Here is a 16918-nt window from a genome sequence, read left to right on the forward strand (position 1 = left end):
CGTACTTATAGGCCAGAACCCCGAAAACGCGGGGCTTCCCACTGATTTTTGCAGAAACTCTCGTTAGATTCGCTTTATCGGCGCCCCATCGGCAGCAGACCCGTTCCCCGCAGTCCGGCCCCCGCAGGCGCCCCCCGCAATCCGGCCTCCTCAGTGCCCGGGGGCGTTCTTCTTCAGGCTCTCCTCCATCCGCGCCAGCTGCTCAGGCGTGGCCTCGCTCTGGTATTTCGCCTTCCACTCCCCGAACGGCATGCCATGGATCACTTCGCGCGCGGCAGCCTTGTCGCCTGCAAAACCGGCGTCGCGGATCCAGTCGGCCAGGCAATTGCGGCAAAATCCGGCAAGCCCCATCAGCTCGATGTTCTCGGCATCGTGGCGCTGCTGCAAGTGCTTGACGAGACGGCGGAAAGCCGCTGCCGCCACGGCGTCATCAAGAGCGTCTATGGAGTTGTTTTCGTGCATGGCGGTTCGCTTGGTCCTTGGTTTGTCAGACAAGCTTTGCCATAGATCGCCCCGATACAGGAAGAGGCACACTGACCTTGGCAACCACTCCACCATTCCGTCGCTCGCCCCACCACCGCGGCATCAAGCGCCAGCGCAAGGTCAAGATCCTTGCCACGCTCGGCCCGGCGAGCCGTGACAAGGAAACCATCGAGAAGCTGCTGAAAGCCGGCGCCGATGCCTTCCGCGTCAACATGAGCCACGGCGATCACGACACCCACCGCGAAACCATCGCCAATATCCGCGCGGTGGAAAAGGACGCGATGCGCCCCATCGCCGTGCTTTGCGACCTGCAGGGCCCGAAACTGCGCGTCGGCACGTTTGCCGAGGGCAAGGCCTTCATCCGCCACGGCGCCCACTTCACGCTGGACCGCGATCCCACCCCGGGTGACGACAACCGCGTCTGCCTGCCGCATCCCGAACTGTTCGGCATCCTCGAGAAGGGACAGCGCCTGCTGATCGACGACGGCAAGCTGCGCCTCGTGGTCATCCGCGCCGAAGCCGATTCGATCCTGTGCTCGGCCGAAGTCGGCGGCGCGATCTCCGACCGCAAGGGCGTGAACGTGCCCGACGCGATCGTCCCGGTGCCGGCGCTGACCGACAAGGACCGCCGCGACCTCGCCTTCGCGGTCGAGCAGGGCGCCGACTGGATCGGCCTCTCCTTCGTGCAGCGTCCCGAGGACGTCGCCGAGGCCCGCCGCCTGATCGGCGGGGCCTGCGCGCTGATGTCGAAGATCGAGAAGCCTGCCGCGGTGCAGTCGATCGACGGCATCATCGAGCTGTCGGACGGCATCATGGTCGCGCGCGGTGACCTTGGCGTCGAACTGCTGCCCGAACAGGTGCCGCCGATCCAGAAGCACATCGTCGCCAAGACTCGCGCCAGCGGCAAGCCGGTGGTGGTGGCCACGCAGATGCTGGAATCGATGATCACCAGCCCCTCGCCGACCCGCGCCGAAGTCTCCGACGTCGCCAACGCCGTGTATGACGGCGCCGACGCGGTGATGCTCTCGGCCGAAACCGCCGCCGGTCAGTGGCCGGTGGAAGCGGTGACGATCATGGACCGCATCGCCGTCTCGGTCGAACACGATTCGACCTACCGCGAGCGTATCCACCTCGCCTCGACCCCGCCCGATCCGACCACCGCCGACGCGCTTTCCGCCTCCTGCGCGACGATTGCCGATACCCTGCCGATCGAGGGCATCATCGTCTTCACCGGCTCGGGCGGTTCGGCCCGCCGCGTCGCGCGCGAACGGCCCGCAGCGCCGATGCTGGTGCTCACCCCGACGCTCGCCACCGCCCGCCGCCTGGCGCTGCTGTGGGGCGCCCATACGGTGACCACCAAGGACATCGGCAGCTTCGAGGAGATGATCGCCAAGGGCAAGCGCATGGCGCTGCGCCACGGTTTCGGCGCTGCCGGAACCCGCCTCGTGGCGCTGGCGGGCGTGCCGTTCGGCGTGCCGGGCTCCACCAACCTGCTCCACGTCGTGACGCTCACCGGCAACGAACTGGACTGAGGACGCGGATGGCGCTTCACACCCTCTGGATCTTCGCCGTCGCGGTCTTCCTCCTGAGCGCGACGCCGGGCCCCAACATGCTCCACGTGCTCTCGCGCAGCGTGGAACTGGGCGTGAAGCGCACCCTCGCCACCATGGCGGGCTGCCTCCTGGGTCTCGTCACCCTGCTGGCCGCCTCCGCCGTGGGGCTGGGGGCGCTGCTCCATGCGCTGCCCGGGACCTTCACCGCGCTGCGCATTGCGGGCGCCGGTTATCTGCTGTTCCTGGCGGTCAAGGCATGGCGCGCGCCGGTTTCGGACGATGACGACGCGCTGCAGACCGTGCGGCCGGAGGTTTCGTGGCTGGCGCTGCTGCGCGGCGGTTATGCGATCTCGATCAGCAATCCCAAGGCCATCGTCTTCGCCGCCGCCTTCCTGCCGCAGTTCATCGATCCCGCCCGCCCGCAGGCACCGCAGTTCGCCATCCTGGTGGCGGTCTTCGCGGTGATCGAGGCGTTCTGGTACGCGGTCTATGCATTCAGCGGCCGCGCGCTCTCGCGCCATCTGGGCAAGGCCGGCGTCAAGCGGGCGTTCAACCGGCTGACCGGCGGGCTGTTCGCCGGGTTCGGCCTCTCGCTGCTGGCGTTCCGCGCAGCTTAAGCAAAAAAGATCCTCCCCCAGCGGGGGAGGAGCTTGGGTAACATCAGGCTGCGGCCCGCGCGCCGAACAGCGCGCTGCCCACGCGCACATGCGTGGCGCCCAGCATGATCGCCGTTTCGAAGTCCTCGCTCATGCCCATCGACAGGCCGGAAACCCCGTTGTCGGCGGCAAGCTTGGCAAGCAGGGCAAAGAACGGCGCCGCCTCGATGCCCGCCGGCGGCACGCACATCAGGCCCGCCAGCGGAATATCCGCGCCGCGCACTTCGGCCAGCAGGGCGGGCAGATCGGCAATCGCGCAACCGCCCTTCTGCTCTTCGGCGCCGATGTTCACCTGCACGAAGCACGGCACCCGGCGGCCCAGCTTGTCCATCGCCCTGGCCAGCGCCGTAACCAGCGAGGGCCGGTCGAGCGCGTGGATGCAGTCGAACAGCGCGACCGCGTCCTCGGCCTTGTTGGACTGGAGCTGGCCGACGAGGTGCAGCACCACATCGGGATAGGCCTCGCGCAGGGCGGGCCACTTGGCCTCGGCTTCCTGCACGCGGTTTTCCCCAAAGACGCGCTGCCCCTCGGCGAGGAGCGGCAGGATCGCCTCGGCGGGGTGGGTCTTGGAGACGGCGATGAGTTCGATCGCCCCGGGCGTGCGTCCGGCAATGGTGGCGGCGTGGGCGATCCCGGCGCGAACGGCCTGGAGAGGAGAAGCTGGCTGATCCATGGCGCGCTGCTATAGCGTCCCCGTGCCGAACCGCCAGCCACCTCTTGCGCCCGACATCTGGCTCGTCAGCGACGCCCGCAACGATGCCACGCTCGAAACCGCGCTCGCGCGCCTGCCGCGCGGATCGGGGCTGGTGCTGCGCCACTACCACCTGCCGCCTGCCGAACGCCGCATCCGTTTCGCGGTTTTGAAACGTATGGCCCGCCGTTTCGGCCACGTCATCGTGCTTTCCGGGACAGCCCGCGAAGCCCGGAAATGGGGCGCGGACGGGGCCTACGGCGCGGCGGGAAACCTCACCCATGGCCCCGCGATCCTGCGCCTCGTCACCGTCCATTCGCTGCGCGAACTCGCCCGCGCCCACCGCGCCCGCGCCGACATGGCCGTGGTCTCGCCGGTCTTCGCCACCCGCTCGCACCCCGGCGGCAAGACGCTGGGGCCGACGCGGTTTCGCCTCCTGGCGGCGCGCGCGCAGGTGCCGGTGATCGCGCTGGGCGGCATGACGGCGCACCGCGCCCGCACGCTACCTGCCCGCAAATGGGCGGCGATTCAGGCGTTTATCTGACCGCCCACAACCTTGTTCCCGATCCATTCTTGACGGCGAGTCCCCCGCCGACGCATTATATCGGGCCGAAATCAAGGGAATTTCCAATGGCGACACGGCCCCTCGCACCCGGACGGCGAATCGCCAAGCCGGACTGGCGCGCAGTGCTCAAGCGGTCCTTGCGCCGCGCGGGCGAGCTGGGCGGCGCCCTGCTGCTGTTCGCGGCGATGGCCTTCCTCACCCTCGCGCTGCTGAGCTACCACCAGACCGATCCCTCCGCCTCGACCGCCGCCGGCGGCCCGGCGGAGAACTGGATGGGCCCGGTCGGCGCCTGGGTGGCGGAGCGGGTGCTGTTGCTGTTCGGCCCGGTTTCCGCGCTCTTCGTGCCGCTGCTCTATGTCTTCGCCCGCAAGCTCTGGCTGCTGGTCGAGGAAGAGGACGGCGAGATGGAGCCTTCCAACCAGCGCTGGTGGCGCCCGGTCTTTGTGCTGGCGCTGGCCATGGTGCTGATCGCCACGGTGCTCAGCCTCGCCTTCCCGCAGGCCGGCGCCACCGGCACCCTGCTCGGCCTCACCTATGTCCAGCCCGGCGGCACCCTGCCCGCCTCGATGGGCGGCATTTCCGGCCTGCTCGGCGCCTGGGTGATCGAGACGCTGACCGGCTTCCTGCCCGGCGTCTTTGCCTCCTGGGCGGCCTTTGCCATTTCCGTGCTCTGCCTTGGCGGCGGCCTGCTGCTGGCGGGCAGCGTGTTCGCCTGGGACTGGGGCCGCCTGCTGACCCTGCCCGGCCGCATCGGCCGCGCTTCCGCCCCCGGCGAGGCCTCGCCCCGCAGCGCCGAGAAGGAAAAGACCCGCGAGAAGGCGCCGAAGATCCAGTCCGCGCCGTTCATGGACGACGACTTCGACGACGCGCCGGTGGCCGCCGCTGCCCAGCGCGAACCGGCCAAGCCGCGCAAGGCACCCGAGATCAGCGATCCCAAGGCCGCCGCCACCCCCGCGCAGCTCAACATCGGCAACCGCCAGAAGGACATGTTCGACAAGTTCGCGCTGCCCGGGCTCGACCTGCTCAACGATCCGCCGCCCAACTCGCAGCCCAAGATCGACAAGCTCAGCCTCGAACGCAACGCGCGCCTGCTCGAAACCGTGCTGGACGATTTCAACGTCAAGGGCGAGATCACCGCCGTGCGCACCGGCCCGGTCGTCACCATGTACGAACTGGAGCCGGCCCCCGGCATCAAGGCCAGCCGCGTGATCGGCCTTGCCGACGACATCGCCCGCAACATGAGCGCGATCTCGGCCCGCGTCTCCTCGATTCCGGGGCGCACCGTCATGGGCATCGAACTGCCCAATGCCGACCGCCAGATGGTCTCGTTCAAGGAGATGGTCGCCTCCGAGGCTTTCGCCAGCCACAAGGGCATGCTGCCGATCATCCTGGGCAAGGACATCGCCGGCGAACCGGTGGTGGCGGACCTGGCGACGATGCCGCACTTGCTGGTCGCCGGTACCACCGGTTCGGGTAAGTCGGTCGGCCTCAACACCATCCTGCTCTCGCTGCTCTACCGCCTCACCCCGGCGCAGTGCCGCCTGATTCTCGTCGATCCCAAGGTGCTGGAACTCAAGAGCTACGACGATATTCCGCACTTGCTCTCGCCGGTCGTCACCGAGCCGCCCAAGGCGGTGCGCGCGCTGAAGTGGGCGGTCGAGGAAATGGAGCGCCGCTACCGCCAGATGAGCGAGATCAGCGTGCGCAACCTCGCCAGCTTCAACGAGAAAGTCCGCGCCGCCGCCGCCAAGGGCAAGCCGCTGGGCCGCCGCATCCAGATCGGCTTCGATCCCGAAACCGGCGAGGAGCTCTACGAAGATCGCCAGCTCGATTACGAGACGCTGCCGCAGATCGTGCTCATCGTCGACGAACTCGCCGACCTCATGGTCACCGTCGGCAAGGAAATCGAAGTGCTGATCCAGCGCCTCAGCCAGAAGAGCCGCGCGGCGGGCATCCACCTGATCATGGCGACGCAGCGCCCCTCGGTCGACGTCATCACCGGCGTCATCAAGGCCAACCTGCCGACCCGCGTGTCGTTTGCCGTCACCAGCCGCATCGACAGCCGCACGATCCTGGGCGAACAGGGCGCCGAGCAGCTGCTGGGCAAGGGCGACATGCTCTACAAGCCCAGCTCCGACCCGGTGAAGCGCGTCCACGGCCCCTTCGTCTCGGACGAGGAAGTCGAACACGTTGCCGATCACTGGCGCGCGCAGGGCAAGCCCGACTACGTCGATGCCGTCACCAACGAGCCGGAAGAAGGCTCGTTCGGCTTCGACGACCTCGACGCCACCGCCTCCGACCAGCCGGAAGAGCGCAAGTACCGCCAGGTCTGCCAGCTGGTGTTCGAGAACCAGAAGGTCTCGGTCTCCTGGCTGCAGCGCCAGATGGGCGTGGGCTACAACACCGCCGCCAAGTGGGTGGAGCGCATGGAGCAGGACGGCTACGTCGGCCCCGCCAACCACGTCGGCCGCCGCGACATCTACCGCGACGAGAACGGCGCGCCGCTCTAGGCACGGCAGGGGGGCGCCCGCAGCCCCGCCCCCCACACACAGCCCCCCAATGGCGCGCGGGAAGCGGGATTGGCGGGCAAGGTCAAGCCATCCCAACGCCAACCTACCAATTGCCCGCCAATAGCCCTACCCTGCCGCTTTGACGGCACCCCCGCGTCCCTGCCCCCGAAAGGCCCCGATGCAAGATCATTCCCAGGCATTCCTGCTGCGAGACGGCTTCCTGCTGCTCGGCACCGCGCTTGCCTTTGTCCTCCTGTTCCGCCGCCTCGGGCTGGGTGCCACGCTGGGCTACCTGCTCGCGGGCGCGATCCTCGGGCCTTCCATGCTCGGCCTTGTCGGCGATCCCGAGAACAAGCTGGGCATCGCGGAACTGGGCATCACCTTCCTGCTGTTCATCGTCGGCCTCGAACTCGCGCCCCGGCGCCTGTGGCGGATGCGCAGCGAGATCTTCGGGCTGGGCCTGCTGCAAGTGGCGCTCTGCGGGCTCGCCATCTCGGCCGTCATCTATGTCACGACCGGCTTCAGCATTTCCGCCTCGCTGGCGCTGGGGCTGCCGCTCGGCCTTTCCTCCACCGCGCAGGTACTGCCGATGCTGCAGGGCGCCGGCCGCCTGCACACCCCGTTCGGCGAGCGCTCCTTCGCGATCCTGCTGTTCCAGGATCTCTCGATCATCCCGCTGATCACGATCATCGCGGCGATGAACCGCAACCCGCACCTGCCCGAAGGCCCTCCCGGCTGGATCCTGGTGCTGGAAACGCTGGCCGCCATCGCCGGGCTGATCCTGGCGGGCCGCTTCGCGATTCGCCCGCTGTTCCGCCTGATCGGCAACCTCGGCGAGCGCGAGATGTTCGTGTTCGCGGCGCTGTTCACGGTGATCGCCTCGGCCGCCCTGATGCAGTCGCTGGGCCTCTCCACCGCGCTCGGCGCCTTCATCGCCGGGGTCATGCTGGCCGATTCCCCCTATCGCCACGAGCTGGAGGCCGACGTCGAGCCGTTCCGCACGCTGCTCCTGGGCCTGTTCTTCATGTCGGTGGGCATGATGCTCGACCTCTCGGCGATCGCCGAGCGGCCGCTGTTCGTGCTGGCCATGGCGTTCGCGCTGATCGCGGTGAAGAGCGGGGTGATCTTCCTCCTGGGCCTGGCCTTCCGGATGAACTGGCGCAGCGCGCTGGCGCTCGGCCTGCTGCTCAGCCAGGGCGGCGAATTCGGCTTCGTGCTGTTCGCCCAGGCCAGGGACGCCTGGCTGGTCGACCCCAGCGCCGCCAGCCTGTTCAGCGCCATCGTCACCCTCTCGATGGTCACCACCCCGTTCCTGATGATGGCCACCGCGCGCATCCGCGAGATGCCGACCTCCAAGGAAACCCGCGAAGGTCCCCGCCGCGACGGCGCCCGCGCGCTGGTGGTGGGGTATGGCCGCTTCGGCCAGACCGTGGCCCAGGTGCTGATCGCCGCCGAGATCGAGGTGACGTTGATCGACACCGACATCGAGATGATCGACGTGGCCGGCGGCTTCGGCGCCAAGGTCTGGTTCGGCGACGGCACCCGCATCGACCTCCTGCGCCAGGCCGGCGCCGGCGAGGCGCAGATGATCGTGTTCTGCATCGACGGCGACCAGCTTTCCGAAAGCTTCCTGCAGAACGTCCACCAGGCTTTCCCCGATGCCCGCATCCTCGCCCGCGTCTACGACCGGCGCACGATGATCCGGCTGATGGATGCCCCCGTCGCCTTCATGGTGCGCGAGGTCATGGAATCGGCGGTGGCGATGGCGCGCGAGGCGCTGGACGACCTCGGCCTCTCGCTCCAGCAGATCGACGCGGCAGAAAACACCTACCGCGCCAGCGACAGGGAGCGGCTGTCGATCCAGCACGAGACCGGCGACATCCGCGCCGCCCGCGACCGCATCATCACCCAGAGCCTGCGCGACGCCCACTGAGGGGTGGGCAAATGGTCCACCGCTTGCGTCAGCGCCGGTTTGAAAATGCCCGCAACGGCCGCTTGAGGGCCGCTTGAGGGCAGCACCGGCCCGCTCCGCCACCCGCCCGGACACCCGGACACCCGGACACCCGCGGGATGCTGGCGATGCGCGATCGGGTGGGGATGATCGGATGAATCGATAGCAGCTCGCGCCAGTCCGCCCGAAAGGGCGACGATTTCGTCGGTTTCCGGCAAGGTTGCGGAGCGGCAATCTGTCAGTATGTTAACCATATCTTGATCGAGATCGGCGATTGAGCAGCCATGTACCCGGGGGCCCTTTCCTATCTGTTCGGCGTGTGGGCAGCGGCCCTGGCCTTGCTGGCGCTGCCCGCTGCCGCCCATCCGCAACCCGCCTTTGCCCCGGGCTCGGTCTGCACCGCGCTTGCCGATAGCGGCGAATCGGCGGCCGCCCTCGCCCGCGATCCGGCGCGCTGGGATTGCAGCGGCAGGACCTGGCCGATCGCCGGCGGCATGGCGAGCTTCGTGCGGATCGACATGGCCGGACACCGGCAAGTGCCCGGCGAAACGCTCAATACCCGCCTGACCGGCTTCACCGCGCTGTCGGTCACCGCCCTCGGCGCGGATGGCCAAAGCGCGACCCGGCCGATCACCGAGCCGGATCTGCACCTCGCCTCCACGTCCTGGACGATGGAGATGCCGCTGCCGCGCCTGGCATCGGGAGAAGCCCCCGGCGCCTACGTGCTCAAGGTGGTGAACCCGCGCCACAAGGGGCTGCTGTCCGATGCCGTGATCGCCGCGCCGGCGGACGAGCGCGCGGTCGGCAACGACGCGCTGATCCTCGCCGCGCTCTGCGGGCTGATGATCATGCCGCTGGTGCTCAATTTCGCGATCTTCCGCGTGCTGCGCCAGCCTTTCGCGCTCTGGCATGCGCTGGGCGTCTTTGCGATGCTGATGCAGACGGCGGTGGGCAGCGGCCTCATCAACCGCTTCGTCTCGCTCTCGCTGACGCAGATCTGCGCGCTCTCCTCGCTCAGCTGGAGCCTGATCATCATCGGCGCCTCGCGCTTCTTCGACGACCTGCTCGAACCCGGCATGCTCGACCGGCAGCACAAGCGGCTGCTGCTGGCGGCTATCCCCTGGGTGCTGTTCTGGGCGCTCTACTACAACCTCGCCTCCGGCCCGCTGCTCGCCAGCGCGGCGATGCTCTATTACGCCTCGTTCCTGCCGTTCATCCTGCTGCTGGGCTGGACGATGACCAGCGCGGCAGCCGCACCGTGTGGTTCCAGATCGTCGGCTGGGCCCCGCTGATCGGCATGGGCCTGTTCCGCATCGTCTCGATGCTGGGGGCCACCGATGCGCCGCTGGGGCTGATGACGCTGCAGCACGTCTCCATCGCCTTCGAGGTGCTGGTGACCACGCTGGGCGCGGCGGACCGCTTCATGGCGCTCAAGGACCAGCGCGACCGCGCGCTGACGCAGGCGCGCATGCTGGAAAGCCTGGCCGAACGCGATCCGCTGACCGGGCTCTACAACCGTCGCGGCTTCGAGGAGCGCTACAGCCGCCTGGTGCTCGAAGGCTTCGACACGATGGCGCTGATCGATCTCGACCATTTCAAGTCGATCAACGACACCCGCGGCCATGCGACCGGCGATGCGGTGCTGCGCGCCGTCGCGGTGGCGCTGATGCCGGACGAGGACACCGTGGTGGTGCGCATCGGCGGCGAGGAATTCCTGATGTTGCTGCGCGGCACCGGCGCCGCCGAGCGTGCCGAACGCCGCCGCCAGGCGATCCCGGCGCGCATCGCCGCCGAAGTGCCGCTACTCGACCGGCCGGTGACCGCCAGCATGGGCCTGGTCACCAGCGCTCCGGCGATGCGCTTCAACGACCTCTACCGCCAGTGCGACCGCCTGCTCTACGAAGCCAAGGCGGCGGGGCGAAACCGCACCGTGAGCAAGAGTTTCGCGGCAATCGCGCAGTCGCCCTCGCTTCTCGAACAGACCGTCGTCAGCCTGCACTGAAGCGTTCGGCAACCTCGGGCGGCACGCGCATGATGCGGCCGGTTTCCTTGTCGATCATCGCCCACGTGGTCTTGGCCGCGACGATGACCTTGCCCGCCTCATTGCGGAACTCCACGCGCCGGTCGAACCGCGCGCCGCTGGGGCCTTCGGGAATGAAGGTCTGCGCCGCCACGCTCTCGCCCTCGGTAATGTTGCCGCGATAGTCGATCTCGTGGCGGGTCACGACCCAGACGTATTTCTCGACCTGCTCGGGCGTGGCGCCGGCCTCCCAGTGCGAGACGGCGATCGCCTCCATCCACTGCACCCACACGGCATTGTTGACGTGGCCCATGACGTCGATGTCATGGGCCGTCGCCGTGAAGGTCATGGCAAAGCGGTCGCTCATGTCTTTCTCCTGATCGAAAATGCCCATCCGGGCATTTTCGTGCGGCACCGGCCCACGCCCGTCCCGAAGAGCACGAAAAGGTCCGGGGGACCTTTTCGCTGAGGGGGCCGACCACCCACGAGTGTATCCTGATGGGTGGTCGGGTGGGGGCGTGGGCCGGTGCCGCAAAATTCGCGTTCAGCGAATTTTCAAACCTGCAATTGCCAGAGGATGAAGGCGAATTCCTCTGCCGTTTCCTTGAGACTCTCGAACCGGCCCGACTTGCCGCCGTGGCCCGCGCCCATGTTGGTCTTGAGGATCAGCTCGTTGCCGTCCGTCTTCACCTCGCGCAGCTTCGCCACCCACTTGGCCGGCTCCCAATAGGTCACGCGCGGATCGTTGAGGCCGGCGGTCACCATCAGCGGCGGATAGGCCTGCGCCTTGACCTGGTCGTAGGGCGAATAGCCGAGGATCTGCTCGAAGGCGGCCTTGTCCTCGATCGGATTGCCCCATTCCGGCCATTCGCCCGGCGTCAGCGGCAGGGAATCGTCGAGCATGGTGTTGAGCACGTCCACGAAGGGCACATGCGCCACCACCGCGCCGAACAGCGCGGGGTCCGAGTTGATCACCGCGCCCATCAGTTCGCCGCCCGCCGAGCCGCCCGAGATCGAGATCCTGCCCGCCTCGGTAAAGCCGCGCGCGACGAGGCCGCGCGCGCAATCGACGAAGTCGTTGAAGGTATTGGTGCGCTGCTCCAGCTTGCCCGCCTTGTACCAGGCCCGGCCAAGGTCGTCGCCGCCGCGGATATGAGCGATGGCATAAGCGAAGCCGCGGTCGACGAGGCTGAGCCGGGTGGTCGAGAAGCCCGGATCGATCGAGATGCCGTAAGCGCCGTAGCCGTAGAGATGCAGCGGCCCCGCCCCGCCCCCATTCGTCGTGGCGCGGTCGCGGCGATAGACCACCGAGACCGGCACCATGGTGCCGTCGCGCGCCGGGATCTCCAGTCGCTCGGTGGCATAGAGCGAGGCGTCATAGCCCGAGGGGATTTCCTGGACCTTGAGCACCTCGAGCGTGCGCGCGGCGACATCGTAGTCGTAGACGCTGGAGGGGCTGACCATCGATTCGTAGGTCAGCCGCAGGCTTGTCACGTGCCATTCGGGATTGTTGGCAAGGCCCGCCGAATAGCTCGCCTCGGGGAACACGATCGGCTCGACGCGGGCGGGATCGTCGTAGTAGCGCACCTCGATGCGGTCGAGCCCGGCCCCGGCACCAACCGTCTTGCGGCCCTCGGTGACGTAGAAGTCGCGGAACAGCTCGGCGCCGGTCAGGTAGAATTCGTCGCTGCCCGCGATCAGCGTTGTCCACGTGCCGGGATCGGCGAGCGGCGCCGTGGCGAGGCGGAAGTTCTCGTGCGTGTCGTTGGTGTGGATGTAGAGCACGCCCTCGCGCTCATCGACATCGTACTCGACGCCCTTCTCGCGCGGCTTGACCAGGATCTGCTCGCCCAGCGGATCGTCGGCGCGGACCATGCGGCATTCGCTGGTCTCGTGATCGCTGGTGCCGATCAGCAGCCACTGCTCGTTCGACGAGAGCGAGGAACCGACGCGGAAACCCTCGTCGTCCTCGTGGTAGAGTTCAACGTCGCTGTCGAGCGGCTGGCCCAGCCAGTGCAGGCGGGCATTGTCGGTCCGCCACTGCTCGTTGGCAAGCGAGTAGACGAGCGCCTTGTCGTTCGCGGCCCAGACCAATGCCGAAAGGGTTCCGGGAATCTCGTCCGCCAGCAATTCGCCGGTGGTCAGGTCCTTGATCCGCGCGGTGAAGCGTTCGGAGCCGTTGTCGTCCACCGAATAGGCCAGCAGCCTGCCGTCCGCGCTGGTGGAGATCGCGCCGAGGTTGAAGTAGTCCTTGCCCGCGGCCAGCGCCACTTCGTCGAGGATCAGCTCGTCCGGACCGCCAGCGACGGGCCTGCGCCACCACTTCTTGTACTCGGCGCCTTCCTCGAACTCGATCCAGCAGAGGTAGTCGCCGTCCTTCTGCGGCACCGACTTGTCGGCTTCCTTGATGCGCGCGCGCATTTCCTGGAACAGCGCGTCGATCTTGCCCTGCTGGCCGGCCATGCAGTGTTCGAACCACCGGTTCTCGGCTTCGAGATGCGCCAGCACGTCCTTGTCGGTGACTTCGGGATAACCGGCATCGCGCAGCCATGCGTAATCGTCCTCGACGGTCACGCCGTGGCGGGTGAAGCTGTGCGGCTTCTTCGCCGCCTGTGGAGGACCCGAGAGGGTCTGGGTGGAATCTGCCATGCGCACGATCTATGTTGCCTGCATGACCCCCGCAAGCCGGATACCCCGAACATGTTGATGAATACCCACGAGGCGCGGCTCGATGCCCTGCGTCAGGAACTGAAGTCGCGCGGCCTCGACGGCTTCGTGATCCCGATTTCCGACGAGCACATGAGCGAATATGTCGGCGCCTATGCCCAGCGCCTCGCCTGGCTCACCGGCTTCGGCGGTTCGGCCGGTACGGCCGTGGTGCTGACCGATGCCTCGCTGCCCTCGGCCGCCGCGATGTTCGTGGACGGGCGCTACACCCTGCAAGTGCGCGAGCAGGTGAACGGCCAGTTCTACGCCTATGAAAGCGTGCCGCAGACCAGCCCGGCCCGCTGGCTGGGCGAGAATGCGCCCAAGGGTGCCAGGATCGGCTACGACGCCTGGCTCCACGGTTCCAAGTGGGTGGACGCCGCCAGCGCCGCGCTGGCCGCGCGCGGGGCCACGCTTGTCCCGGTCGAAGGCAATCCCATCGACGCGATCTGGCAGGACCAGCCCCAGCCCTCGCCCGCGCCCGCCGAAGTGCATGACGACGCCTTCGCCGGCGAATCGAGCAAGGCCAAGCGCGCCGCCGTGTCCGAATGGCTGACCGCGCAGGGCCTCGACGCCACGGTAATCTCGGCGCTCGATTCGATCGCCTGGCTGCTCAATCTGCGCGGCACCGATGTGGAGCGCACGCCGGTTGCGCTGTCTTACGTCGTCGCCCATGCCGACGGCACCGCCGACCTCTACATCGCCGAAGAGAAAGTGACGCCCGAACTGCGCCACCACCTCGGCAATGCCGTCACCGTGCGCCCGCGCGCGGACTTCGTGGCGGGCCTCAAGACGCTTGGCGGCAAGCGCGTCTCGATCGATCCCGACAATGCCGTGGCCGCGATCTTCGAAACGCTGAAGGCAGCGGGCGCCACCGTGGTCGAGCAGCGCGATCCCACCATCCTGCCCAAGGCGGTGAAGAACCCGGTCGAGCAGCAGGGCCAGCGCGATGCCCAGGCAATCGACGGCGTGGCGGTGACGCGTTTCCTCCACTGGCTCGCGGTCGAAGGCCCCAAGGGCGAAGTGACCGAGATGAGCGCGGCGGCCAAGCTGCTGGAATTCCGCCAGCGCTGCGGCGACTTGCGCGACCTCTCGTTCGACACGATTTCGGGCGCGGGCCCTAATGCAGCCAGCCCGCACTACCGCGTGTCCGAGGAATCGAGCCTCAGGCTGGAGCCGGAAAGCGTCTACCTCGTCGATTCGGGCGGCCAGTACCCCTGCGGCACCACCGACATCACCCGCACCGTCTGGATCGGCACGATGGAGCACCTTGGGGAAACGCCGGGCAAGACCTCGCTCCACGAAGTGAAGGACCGCTTCACCCGCGTGCTCAAGGGCACCATCGCCATCGACCGCGCGGTGTTCCCCAAGGGCACCAACGGCAGCCAGCTCGATACCCTGGCGCGCCAGTTCCTGTGGTCGGTCGGGCTCGACTATGCCCACGGCACCGGCCACGGCGTCGGCAGCTTCCTCTCGGTCCACGAAGGCCCGCAGCGCATCGCCAAGGCGGCGGGCGGCCAGGCCGGCACGATGCAGGAACTGCTCCCCGGCATGATCCTCAGCGACGAGCCGGGCTACTACAAGGCCGGCGAATACGGCATCCGCATCGAGAACCTGGTACTGGTCGAGAAGCGCGAATTCGAGGGTTCGGACGGCGAGTACCTCGGCTTCGAGACGCTGACGCTTGCGCCGATCGAGCGCCGCCTCGTCGATACCGCGCTGCTCAGCGCGGACGAGACGGCGTGGTGGAACGCCTACCACGCCCGCGTGCTGCAAGTGATCGGCCCGCAGCTGTCCGCGCCCGAGGATGCGGCGACGCTGGCCTGGCTCAAGGTCCAGTGCGCGCCTCTCTGAGCTTGGCCCCTCTGACCTTGTAGGCGAGAGCCCACAGCGGTAGCGTCCTTCCGGCAAGCGCTTTGCCGGAAGGACGCGCCGATGACCGATCAGCCTCCAGACCTCAGGACCCATCCCGTCCACCTCGGCCTCGGCGCCCGGGCGGAGCAGCAGCCTGCCTTTACCGGCATGGAGTGGTACGCCGCCTACTCGACCCGCACCGCCGCGGACGGCGCCGAAGGGCGGCTGGTCTCGATGCACGATTTTGCCGAAAGCTGGACATCGTGGGAAATGCACCCCATGGGCGACGAACTGGTGGTGTGCCTGTCCGGCGAGATGACGCTGCATCAGGAGCTGCGCGATGGCACGCAGCGGTCCGTCACGATCACCGCAGGCCAATATGCGATCAACCCGGCGGGGGCTTGGCACACCGCCGATGTCTCCGCCCCAGCCAGCGCCGTGTTCATCACCGCCGGCGAAGGCACCGAGCATCGTCCGCGATAGCCGACGTCAGCGCTGAGACCTTCGCTCCCAGACACGCTCAGCGAGAAAAACCAGCGCCACGAAGGCGAGGTAGTCCGGCCAGATCAGTTGGATCAAGAATTTGGAGCCCGCGATTTTCATTGGTATCACAACGAAAATCAACGCAGCTAAGTGCAAGGTGATCCAACCCATCATGAGCGGCGCGAACCACTTCCTGGAGCGATAATCTCGAAAACCCGTCACGCAGATTGTGATGGACGCCACCATAACCCCCGCAATCTCGGCTGCGCCTACGGTGGCGAACTGACCCACTATAACGGCGACAGCGGTCCCTAGCACTACCGCAAACAACCCTTGCCATGCTGTCAATCGCTTCTCAGCCGGTTGACCTTCCATGTACCCGCGCGCCCTCTCGCTGTTCACCTGCAGCAAATTAGCTACCCTCCTGGCTGCCCGCAATGTCAGCCGGTTCGGGAGAACGGAGGGAGTCGCAGTGGAATTGGCCAAGGCCGGCTGCTGGCAGCGCTCTTGGCTTGCATCTTGCCGAGCAGCCAGCCAGACTTGTGACAATTGACGACAAACTATCCGCAAAGCGGCACATCTGCGCGACAAGCACGGGATAGAACGAGGCTCAGAAAGCTGCGGGGCAGTTCTTCCCCCTCCCTTCCCCGCCTCGCGGCTTTCGCCGGAATCGCTTGCAGGAGTGAGAGAGCAGACATGACGCGCCACCTGACCAAGTTTGCCATCGGCCTCTCCGCCGCGGCGCTCGCCATCGGTGGCATCGCCGTTGCAAAGGCTCCCGACACGCCGCCTCCGCCGCCCGAAGACGGCTTCCACATGGACGCCAACGGCGACGGCACCGTCACCCGCGCCGAAGCGCAGGCCGCCGCCGAGGCGCGCTTCGCCCGGCTCGACGTCAACAAGGACGGCAAGCTCGACAAGGCCGACCGTGAGGCCCGCCGCGCCCAGATGCGCGAAGAGATGTTCAAGCGCCTCGACACCAATGGCGACGGCATGATCTCGAAGGCAGAATTCCTCGCCGATCGCGGCCCGGAAGGTCGTGGTCCCGAAGGACGGCCCGACATGCCGCCCCCACCGCCGGAAGGCGGTCCTGACATGGCCCCGCCGGAAGGCGGTCCGGATGCACAGGCCGCGCCCGGCAAGCATGGCCCGCGCGGTCACGGCCCCCGCCGTCATGGTCCCCGCATGGGTGGGCATTTCGGCGGCCCCGGTTCGATGGGGGCTCCGATGGCCCGCATGGGCGATGGCGGCAGGGACGCCGCGGTCACCAAGGCCGAATTCATCGCCGCCGCCCTCAAGCGCTTCGATGCCATGGACACCAACAAGGACGGCAAGGTCACGAAGGAAGAGCGCCAGGCCGCCCATCGCCAGATGCGCGGGCAGCGCCGCGGCCCGCCCGAAGGCCCGCCGCCCGCCCCGAAGCCGGCCAGCTAAGCGCCGCCCGAA

Annotated in this window: 15 protein-coding genes; 10 read left to right on the forward strand and 5 right to left on the reverse strand. The window is 67.8% G+C overall.

The features are described from left to right. Positions 1 to 150: 150 nt before the first annotated feature. Complete coding sequence (locus DM450_RS15270; RefSeq protein WP_142636169.1) at positions 151 to 462, reverse strand: DUF1244 domain-containing protein; 312 nt, start codon at positions 460 to 462, stop codon at positions 151 to 153. 77 nt (positions 463 to 539) lie between these two features. Here DM450_RS15270 and pyk point away from each other — a divergent pair, with 77 nt between their 5' ends. Both pyk and DM450_RS15280 read left to right on the forward strand, forming a co-directional pair. Then, a complete protein-coding gene (pyk, locus tag DM450_RS15275; protein WP_142636171.1) occupies positions 540 to 2015 on the forward strand; it encodes a pyruvate kinase in 1476 nt (491 codons plus the stop codon). 8 nt (positions 2016 to 2023) lie between these two features. Continuing rightward, a complete protein-coding gene (locus DM450_RS15280) occupies positions 2024 to 2653 on the forward strand; it encodes a LysE family translocator (protein WP_142636173.1) in 630 nt (209 codons plus the stop codon). A gap of 43 nt (positions 2654 to 2696) precedes the next feature. Here DM450_RS15280 and DM450_RS15285 read toward each other — a convergent pair whose 3' ends face one another. Beyond that, entirely contained in the window at positions 2697 to 3365 is a 669-nt protein-coding gene (locus tag DM450_RS15285; RefSeq protein ID WP_142636175.1) for a YggS family pyridoxal phosphate-dependent enzyme, read from the reverse strand. Here DM450_RS15285 and DM450_RS15290 point away from each other — a divergent pair. The 5 genes from DM450_RS15290 to DM450_RS15310 all read left to right on the forward strand — a co-directional run bounded on the left by DM450_RS15290 (position 3364) and on the right by DM450_RS15310 (position 10411). Further along, a complete protein-coding gene (locus tag DM450_RS15290; RefSeq protein WP_142636177.1) occupies positions 3364 to 3927 on the forward strand; it encodes a thiamine phosphate synthase in 564 nt (187 codons plus the stop codon). The genes DM450_RS15285 and DM450_RS15290 overlap by 2 nt on opposite strands. A gap of 86 nt (positions 3928 to 4013) precedes the next feature. Then, a complete protein-coding gene (locus DM450_RS15295) occupies positions 4014 to 6458 on the forward strand; it encodes an FtsK/SpoIIIE family DNA translocase (protein WP_142636179.1) in 2445 nt (814 codons plus the stop codon). A gap of 178 nt (positions 6459 to 6636) precedes the next feature. Beyond that, positions 6637 to 8391: a cation:proton antiporter gene (locus tag DM450_RS15300; RefSeq protein ID WP_142636181.1), complete on the forward strand. Its 1755-nt coding sequence runs from the start codon at positions 6637 to 6639 to the stop codon at positions 8389 to 8391. Between the two features lie 302 nt (positions 8392 to 8693). After that, on the forward strand, positions 8694 to 9701 hold the full coding sequence (locus DM450_RS15305) for a hypothetical protein (protein ID WP_142636183.1): 1008 nt from the start codon (positions 8694 to 8696) through the stop codon (positions 9699 to 9701). Next, positions 9668 to 10411 (forward strand): GGDEF domain-containing protein, encoded by a 744-nt coding sequence (locus DM450_RS15310; protein WP_142636185.1) that lies wholly within the window; start codon positions 9668 to 9670, stop codon positions 10409 to 10411. Before DM450_RS15305 ends, DM450_RS15310 begins: the two co-directional genes overlap by 34 nt. On the opposite strand, the gene DM450_RS15315 is transcribed toward DM450_RS15310, so the two are convergent. Continuing rightward, a complete protein-coding gene (locus DM450_RS15315; protein ID WP_142636187.1) occupies positions 10398 to 10796 on the reverse strand; it encodes an acyl-CoA thioesterase in 399 nt (132 codons plus the stop codon). The two genes, DM450_RS15310 and DM450_RS15315, sit on opposite strands and share 14 nt — an antisense overlap. A 188-nt stretch (positions 10797 to 10984) precedes the next feature. Next, complete coding sequence (locus tag DM450_RS15320) at positions 10985 to 13078, reverse strand: S9 family peptidase (protein ID WP_142636189.1); 2094 nt, start codon at positions 13076 to 13078, stop codon at positions 10985 to 10987. Between the two features lie 51 nt (positions 13079 to 13129). Between DM450_RS15320 and DM450_RS15325 the strand changes: the two genes are divergently transcribed. Continuing rightward, positions 13130 to 14989 (forward strand): aminopeptidase P family protein, encoded by a 1860-nt coding sequence (locus tag DM450_RS15325; RefSeq protein ID WP_185928628.1) that lies wholly within the window; start codon positions 13130 to 13132, stop codon positions 14987 to 14989. A gap of 81 nt (positions 14990 to 15070) precedes the next feature. After that, the gene (locus tag DM450_RS15330) at positions 15071 to 15472 is read left to right on the forward strand and encodes a cupin domain-containing protein (protein WP_142636191.1); all 402 of its coding nucleotides are present in this window, start codon (positions 15071 to 15073) and stop codon (positions 15470 to 15472) included. Between the two features lie 6 nt (positions 15473 to 15478). On the opposite strand, the gene DM450_RS15335 is transcribed toward DM450_RS15330, so the two are convergent. Then, positions 15479 to 15883 (reverse strand): hypothetical protein, encoded by a 405-nt coding sequence (locus DM450_RS15335; RefSeq protein WP_142636193.1) that lies wholly within the window; start codon positions 15881 to 15883, stop codon positions 15479 to 15481. A gap of 285 nt (positions 15884 to 16168) precedes the next feature. On the opposite strand from DM450_RS15335, the gene DM450_RS15340 reads away from it, so the two are divergent. Next, positions 16169 to 16906 (forward strand): EF-hand domain-containing protein, encoded by a 738-nt coding sequence (locus DM450_RS15340; protein ID WP_142636195.1) that lies wholly within the window; start codon positions 16169 to 16171, stop codon positions 16904 to 16906. Positions 16907 to 16918 lie beyond the last annotated feature (12 nt).

Origin of the sequence: Sphingomonas sp. IC081 (genome assembly GCF_006874585.1) — a bacterium.
Lineage (GTDB): Bacteria > Pseudomonadota > Alphaproteobacteria > Sphingomonadales > Sphingomonadaceae > Novosphingobium.